Source organism: Pseudomonas sp. C2B4, assembly GCF_013359695.1.
Lineage (GTDB): Bacteria > Pseudomonadota > Gammaproteobacteria > Pseudomonadales > Pseudomonadaceae > Aquipseudomonas.
The window spans coordinates 133,234-140,536 of the sequence record NZ_JABFMU010000009.1 but is presented as its reverse complement, the minus strand read 5'-3'; the positions used below and the strand labels follow the sequence as shown (position 1 = coordinate 140,536).

At 60.2% G+C, this 7,303-nt stretch carries 5 protein-coding genes; 3 read left to right on the top strand and 2 right to left on the bottom strand.

Translation table 11 applies throughout. The annotated features are described in order from the left end of the window. The first annotated feature begins 206 nt into the window (after positions 1 to 206). A complete protein-coding gene (gene cmoA / locus HNQ83_RS09765) occupies positions 207 to 950 on the top strand; it encodes a carboxy-S-adenosyl-L-methionine synthase CmoA (protein ID WP_137804780.1) in 744 nt (247 codons plus the stop codon). Next, positions 947 to 1,903 carry a tRNA 5-methoxyuridine(34)/uridine 5-oxyacetic acid(34) synthase CmoB gene (gene cmoB / locus HNQ83_RS09760; RefSeq protein ID WP_175388746.1) on the top strand — a complete coding sequence of 319 codons (957 nt, stop codon included), beginning with the start codon at positions 947 to 949 and terminating at the stop codon, positions 1,901 to 1,903. The genes cmoA and cmoB overlap by 4 nt, the downstream gene beginning before the upstream one ends. A 124-nt stretch (positions 1,904 to 2,027) precedes the next feature. Here the strand turns inward: cmoB and tadA are convergent, their stop codons facing one another. Together tadA and HNQ83_RS09750 are read right to left on the bottom strand one after the other, a co-directional pair. Beyond that, on the bottom strand, positions 2,028 to 2,525 hold the full coding sequence (gene tadA / locus HNQ83_RS09755) for a tRNA adenosine(34) deaminase TadA (protein ID WP_175388745.1): 498 nt from the start codon (positions 2,523 to 2,525) through the stop codon (positions 2,028 to 2,030). Further along, complete coding sequence (locus HNQ83_RS09750; RefSeq protein ID WP_175388751.1) at positions 2,525 to 3,901, bottom strand: multicopper oxidase family protein; 1,377 nt, start codon at positions 3,899 to 3,901, stop codon at positions 2,525 to 2,527. The genes tadA and HNQ83_RS09750 overlap by 1 nt, the downstream gene beginning before the upstream one ends. Positions 3,902 to 4,098: 197 nt before the next feature. On the opposite strand from HNQ83_RS09750, the gene HNQ83_RS09745 reads away from it, so the two are divergent. Next, positions 4,099 to 7,218: a membrane-targeted effector domain-containing toxin gene (locus HNQ83_RS09745; RefSeq protein WP_175388744.1), complete on the top strand. Its 3,120-nt coding sequence runs from the start codon at positions 4,099 to 4,101 to the stop codon at positions 7,216 to 7,218. The last annotated feature ends 85 nt before the right edge of the window (positions 7,219 to 7,303 follow it).

Sequence of the window (7,303 nt, the reverse complement as noted above, 5' to 3'; positions counted from 1 at the left end):
GGTCCTGAACCGCGCTGATTTATTCGCGTGCTGGCTCGCTCCCACAGGTTTAGCGCAATCCCTGTGGGAGCGAGCCTGCTCGCGAAAGCGATATCACCGACGGCGAAGATATCAGGGCGTGCCCACCGGTTTATCAGACAACCCGCGCATCCCCACGCCAACTTGGCTAAAATGCCGGCCTTTTCATCGACACCGCTGGAACCGCCGTGAGCAAAGAATCCGATCGCCTTTTCGCCCAGCCTTTGGCCCAGGTGCCTGACTTCGCCTTTAACGAGGACGTGGTGCGGGTGTTCCCGGACATGATCAAGCGCTCGGTGCCAGGGTATCCGACCATTGTGGAAAACCTCGGTGTGCTCGCCGCGCAGTTCGCCCAGCCCAACAGCGTGCTCTACGACCTCGGTGCGTCCCTGGGTGCCGTGACCCAGGCGTTGCGCCGGCATGTGCGCACCGACGGTTGCCGGGTGATCGCTGTGGATAACTCCGCGGCCATGGTCGAACGCTGCCGCGAGTACCTCAACGGTCAGGATTCGATGTTCCAGGAGTTACTGCCGGTCGAGGTGATCGAAGGTGACATCCTCGCCCTGCAATTCCAGCCAGCCTCGGTGGTGGCGCTGAACTTCACCCTGCAATTCATCGCTCCGGATCAGCGCACCGGACTGCTTTCGCGCATCCGTCAGTCGTTGTTGCCCGGCGGCGCCTTGATCCTGTCGGAAAAGCTTCGCTTTGAAGACGAACAGGAACACGCCCTGCTCACCGACCTGCACATCGCCTTCAAACGCGCCAACGGCTACAGCGAACTGGAAATCGCCCAGAAGCGCAGCGCCATCGAAAACGTCATGAAGCCCGACAGCCTCGAAGAACACCGTGAGCGCCTGCTGGCCGCCGGGTTCTCGAAAGTCGTGCCGTGGTTCCAGTGTCTTAACTTTGCCTCGTTGATTGCCTTGCCATGATTGATCTGTCCCCCCTCGCCCGCCGTCTGGCCGGCACACCGCTGGCCGAATGGGCCACCACCCTGCAAGCGCAACTCGACAAGAAAATGGAAAAGGGTCACGGCGATCTGGAGCGCTGGCAAAGCGCGCTGGACGCCCTGCCAAAGATCCAGCCGAGCGAAGTCGATCTGCTCAACGGCCTGAAGCTGGACACCGATTGCGACGATGAAACCCGCGCGCAAATGCGCACCGCGCTGATGGGCCTGTCGCCGTGGCGCAAGGGTCCGTTCGACCTGTTCGGCGTGCACGTCGACACGGAATGGCGCTCGGACTGGAAGTGGTCGAGGGTCGCGCCGCATCTGGATCTGAAGGGTAAGCGCATCCTCGATGTCGGCTGCGGCAACGGCTATTACATGTGGCGCATGCTCGGCGCCGGCGCGGACAGTGTGATCGGTGTCGATCCGAACTGGCTGTTTTTCTGCCAGTTCCAGGCAGTTCAGCGTTACCTCTCCGAGCCTAACGCCTGGCACCTGCCGTTTCCTTTTGAAGACCTGCCGCCGAACCTGGAAGGCTTCGACACCGTGTTCTCGATGGGCGTGTTCTACCACCGTCGCTCGCCAATCGAGCACTTGCTGGCGCTGAAGGATTGCCTGGTCAAGGGCGGCGAACTGGTGCTCGAAACCCTGGTGGTCGAAGGCGACAAACATCAGGTGCTGGTGCCGGAAGATCGCTATGCGCAGATGCGTAACGTGTGGTTCCTGCCGTCGGTGCCGGCGCTTGAGCTGTGGCTGCGTCGTGCCGGGTTCAGCGATGTGAAGTGCGTGGACGTCAGCGTGACCACGGTCGAGGAACAGCGCGGGACGGAGTGGATGAAGTATCAGTCGCTGAGCGATTTCCTTGATCCCGAGGATCACAGCAAGACCATCGAAGGACTTCCGGCGCCGATGCGGGCGGTCATCGTGGCTCGCAAGTAAATCCCTCCACAACGAATAACCCTGTAGGAGTGAGCCTGCTCGCGATAGCGATCTGTCATTCAACATCGTCGTTGACTGTCAGGCCCTCATCGCGAGCAGGCTCGCTCCTACAGGAGTTCGGTGTTCAGTCTGAAGGTTTCGCTCGGCGGGCTTTGAAAAACTCGCTCAAAACAGCCCCACACTCCTCGGCCAGCACCCCACCCTCATACAACACCCGGTGATTCAAAAAACCCTGGGTAAAAAACTGCCCCTGGCTCTGCACAATCCCGGCCTTGGGCTCCAGCGCGCCATACACCACCCGAGCAATCCGCGAATGCACGATCAAACCGGCGCACATGCTGCACGGTTCCAGCGTCACGTACAGCGTGCTGCCCGTCAGACGATAGTTGCTCACAGCCTGGGCGGCGGCGCGGATCGCGACCATCTCGGCGTGGGCGCTGGGGTCGTTGCCGCTGATCGGGCAATTGAAGCCGCGACCGATGATTTCACCGTCCTGCACCAGCACCGCGCCCACCGGCACTTCGCCAAGAGCGGCGCCTTGCGCGGCGAGGGCCAGGGCTTCGCGCATGAAGTCGCGGTCACGGCTGCGGTCGATGATCGCGGCGGGTCGAATCTGACGCATCACGCCACCTCGATAGCGGCCATCAGGCCGGTTTCCATGTGGTCGATCACGTGGCAGTGGAACATCCACACCCCGGGGTTATCCGCCACCAGCGCCACTTGCGCGCGCTCGTTCTTGCCCAGCAGATAGGTGTCGGTGAAATAGGGAATGACCTTGTGCCGGTTCGAGGCAATGACCTTGAAGCTCATGCCGTGCAGGTGAATCGGGTGCTGGTATTGAGTCATGTTCTTCAATTCGAAAATGTAGCTCTTGCCCTTCTGGAGCTTGGCAATCGGACGGTCGGCACAAGTCTTGTCGGTAATGTCCCAGGCCTTGCCGTTGATCTGCCACAGGCTCGGCGGCTTGCCGTTGTCGACGTTGACCGACACCGAACCCACCCATTCGAAATTGAAGTTGAGTTTCTCGGCATTGGCCAGGTCCGGCTCGGCCACCGGGTTGGCCGGCAGCGCGGCGGGCCATTCGGTTGGCGCGTCGGTATTGGGCACCGAACGCAATGTGCCAAGGCGCACCGGACCATTGCGCAGGGACAATTCCTCACCGGCCGGCGGTGCCTTGATCGCCAGGCAGATACGCATACCAGGACCCAGCCAATATTCCTTGCCCAATGGCCGAGGCTCGACGGGGTTGCCATCCAGCGCATAGATCTGCGCTTCGACGCCCGGAATGTTGAGGCGATAGGTCAAGGTGTTATCGAGGTTGAGCAAGCGCACCCGGGTGATCTGTCCGGCGGGCAATTCGATCACCGGTTGCGGGATGCCATTGATGGTCGACAGACGCCCCGCCGTGCCGCCACGGGCCGCTTCGCGAGGAATGCTGAAATCGACGAAAGCCCCCTGCTCATCGACATGCCAGTTCTTCAGGCTCAGGGTTTTTTCGTACTTGAACCCGGTCGGCTCGCGCTCTTCGACGATCAACGGGCCGACCAGCCCGCGACCGAGTTCTTCGCTGCTGCTCACGTGCGGGTGATACCAGTAGCTGCCGGCGTCCGGTACGCGGAATTTGTAGTCGAAGTATTCACCGGGCAGTACCGGCAATTGCGACACGTAAGGCACGCCGTCCATTTCCAGCGGCAGGCGAATGCCATGCCAGTGAATGGTGGTCGCCACCGGCAGATGGTTGATGAAGCGCACCCGCAGCCATTCACCCTGTCGCACGCGCAGTTCAGTTCCCGGCGCTGAAGGTCCGAAGGCCCAGGCCGTGGTCTTGTGCCCGGCCACGAGTTCGACGTCCAGCGGCGCGGCAATGAGTTCATAGTCGTGGCCCGCCTCGGCATCAGCCCTCTTGCCCAGCCAGTAACGCGACGCGCCCCCCGCTCCGACGCCAACGACAACAAGACCGGCCAGGCCACCGAGAATTTGGCGACGGGTAAAGGACATGAACTCAACTACCTCACGTATCAGCGACAGGCCAGGGGCCTGGAAAAGGCGAATACGATACACCTGCGGTTGCGAAACAGTAAGGGCGGCGCGGCGGATGGACGCAGGCTGGAACGCCCTGGTGCGGTACATATGTAGCGCACCGACCTTGGGCAATCGGGCCATCCTCGTCGTCCCTCACTCAAGGAACAGAGCGAATGAACCCGACACAAACCCGCCCACTGCCCAACGCAGCCGACAAGGCTGCCCTCAAGAACATCGCCGCGCAGGTGATCAAGGCTTGTCCAAGCCTGCAGGACACCGCACATGAGGTCGCCGCGCAATTGCTTGAAAAATACGGAGTCGTCGGCCTCGACCCCGATAAAGTCTATTTCCACCGTTTCAAGACCGCCCAGAGCCTGGGGTCGTCGTTCACCGGTTGGCAGCATTATGACGAGAAGCCCTATGAATCCCTGACCCTGACGCAACTGGTCATTCACCGCTTTCGCGCGACCGATCAGGACAATGCCGACCTTCTGGACTTGTACGGCGGCTTCTATACCGCAGGACCGGACGAAAGAAACTTCGATGCAACCAATGAAGTGCGCCTGCATGGCAACGAGGTATTGAAAGACTTCTGGGCCATCGACTTCAGTGACCTTTACCGCAACAAGCTGCAGAGGTTCTGGACCGACTATGCCAGTGATTTCCGGACACTGGCCAAATGCAACTTCCTCGGCAAAGCCGTTGAAGCGCGAGAAAGCGGCCATCTGACTGACGAGGACTTTCAAACCACCCTCAATGCCGTGACCGGCCCGCTGACCTGGCCGGTCAGCTTGGCCATGCTGCAATCCGAGTCGCCCTCAGGCCAGGGATTGCAGGTGTATACCCTGGATGTGGACGGCCATGTGGCAACCAACATCCTGCGCATCGTTGACGCCAAGGGCCGCCAGATCCTGTACGTACCGGGCGATAACAAAGCCTTTCATGTGCTGGAAACCGCCACCGATATGCACTGGTGGGTCCTGCAAAAAATGAACGAAAAAGCGCCACGCACACAGTTCCTTGAGCATTTTCCGCTGGCCGACCGACAGCCGATCACCGAGAACATCACCGACCTGATGAATCGGCTGGTCAGCACCTGGGGTCATGCCGATCATCACCTGATCAACCCGAACCATCAGACGGTGACCGGGGATGCGTTCAGCTGGTTGCGGGACTCGACCCGCACAGCGATGTTCGCCGAAGCCGATCTGTCCCTCACGTCCAACGGTGATCTGCGAAAGAAACTGTGGATCGGTTACCTGAGCGCTGGTTTGAAAGTCTTCGGCCCGATGGCGGCCGTAGGCTGGCCAGTGGCATTGCCGGTAATTGGCGCCAGCCTCGCCAACATGGGGCTGAACATCGACCAGGCAGTCAATGGCAAGACCGCCACCGAGCGCAAGGCGGGGGTTACCGGGGCGATACTCAGCGGCATTGATGCGCTGTTCAACCTGCCGTTTTTGAAAGGCACCGGAGCGCTAACGGAAATTGGCGCACCGTCGGAAGCCGCCGAGGCGGGTGAACTGGGCGAGTCGGGCACAGTGCCGGAACTGGAGGTCGAAGAACCCAGTGAGACACTGCCACCCTTGGAGGAGCTGCCCCCTCTGACGTCAGAAGCGGGACAGGTGCCCGAGATCCCGCAAAGCTATCAATCCAATGAACTGCTGGACGGACTGACTCCGGGTACGGAAACAGGGAAATACCAAGGGATCTACAGGCTGGAATCCGACCCGCCCTATGCCATCCTGATGAACGACACGGCCTATTACGTGCGCTACTTCACGGATTCGCAGGGCGGCGGTTTCTGGGCGATCGTCGATCCGGCGAGGCCCAACCAGCTTATTCACTCATTGCCGGTGCGTCTGAATGACGAAGGCCTCTGGGAACGGATGACCCAGTTGGGCCTCAAGGGTGGCGGCCAGTGTTTGGGCAAGCCGTGCACGGTGGAGCTGGAACTTGACGTGCGCGAACCGGCAATCGTCGAGCCAGAGCAACCTGCAGTCGAACCGGAGCAACCGGAGGTTGGACCCGGCTCGCCGTCCACCCCGCCTGTCACCGAACCTCAGCCCTCGACCTCGACCTCGAACGATATCGGCCTTGTAAAAACGCCCTACGATGTTGAACCAGCCAGCCGGCCTGCACTGAAAAATTGGGCAATGGGATTACGCGAGACGCACATTCAAGTGCAGATCGGTCCGAACGGTGGGCTGATCGCTCCCGATCGATATGCCCTGCACTTCGCCGAAAAGGCCAGGACGCTTTTGAATTCCGCCCGACGTTTCTACGAAAACCTCCCATGGGCCAATCTGCCACCGCGTCCGGCCATTCCAGCCGTCAACGCCTCAACGACCTTCCCGGATCTCATCGCACAGGTATTCGAATCCGCACCTGGACTGGTCATCAGTGAAACGCCGGGGCGCATTTCCAGCATGCGATTGATGATCGAAAACATGGCTGCCCTGGCGCGGCAAGGCGTCAAGACCCTCTATGTGCGCCGACTGCTCAGCGATTTTGCCCAGGCCGACCTGAACGCTTACTTCAAAAACGGCGTCATGTCCGATGACCTGCAAAAGTATCTGACTCGCCTCGGCACCGATCCGTCAGGGCAGTTCAATGAACTGGAGTTGGTGAAAGCCGCTCGGCAAAACGGCATCCGTGTCCAGGCTACCGATTGCGCGGCGACCTACAGAAAACCGATTTCGCTGACGCGGATTGAAGAACAGATCAGTACCAATCACCTGACAGCCGACATCATGTTCCTTGATAAAACCACCCACGACACGGGCAAGTGGGTCGTGCTGACGGGCGTGGAAAACACAAATACCTTCAGGGGGTTAGCCGGCATCAGCGAATTGGAAGGCGGCGTCAGTTTACGCATCGAGGAAGTCAATCCCGGACAAGGCGAGAGCATTGCCGTAGATCCGGGCGTTGAGATCGAAAGGGGGCCTTCCGTACAGGGCGATACAATGCGCGGGACCGTCGATACTCAATACGCCGATCTGCTTCTGCGCATGGAAGCTGCGCCCGTCAGCCGCACCGAGACGCAAATCCACAGACTGCTTTATCGCGCGGGCATGTACGCTTTCGAACGCTCCCAGGGAGCCTTCACCTTGTTTCACCGCAGTCAGAATGGTGAGCTGGTGCAAACAGCAGTACAGAGCTTTGCCGATGGGCGCTATTACATCGATCGTCCATCGTGGGGTCCCGTCAATCGGGTTCCCTACGACAGCCTGCAAGAATTATCCAGCGCGCTGACGCGGATGGGCCTGAATCTTCAAAGTCGCCTTCCCATCTGACCCTGCCCTTACAAGCCGCACAAAAAAAACCCTGGCCGAGGCCAGGGTTTTTTCTTGGTGCTTCACTGCAACCTGTGTCGCGGGA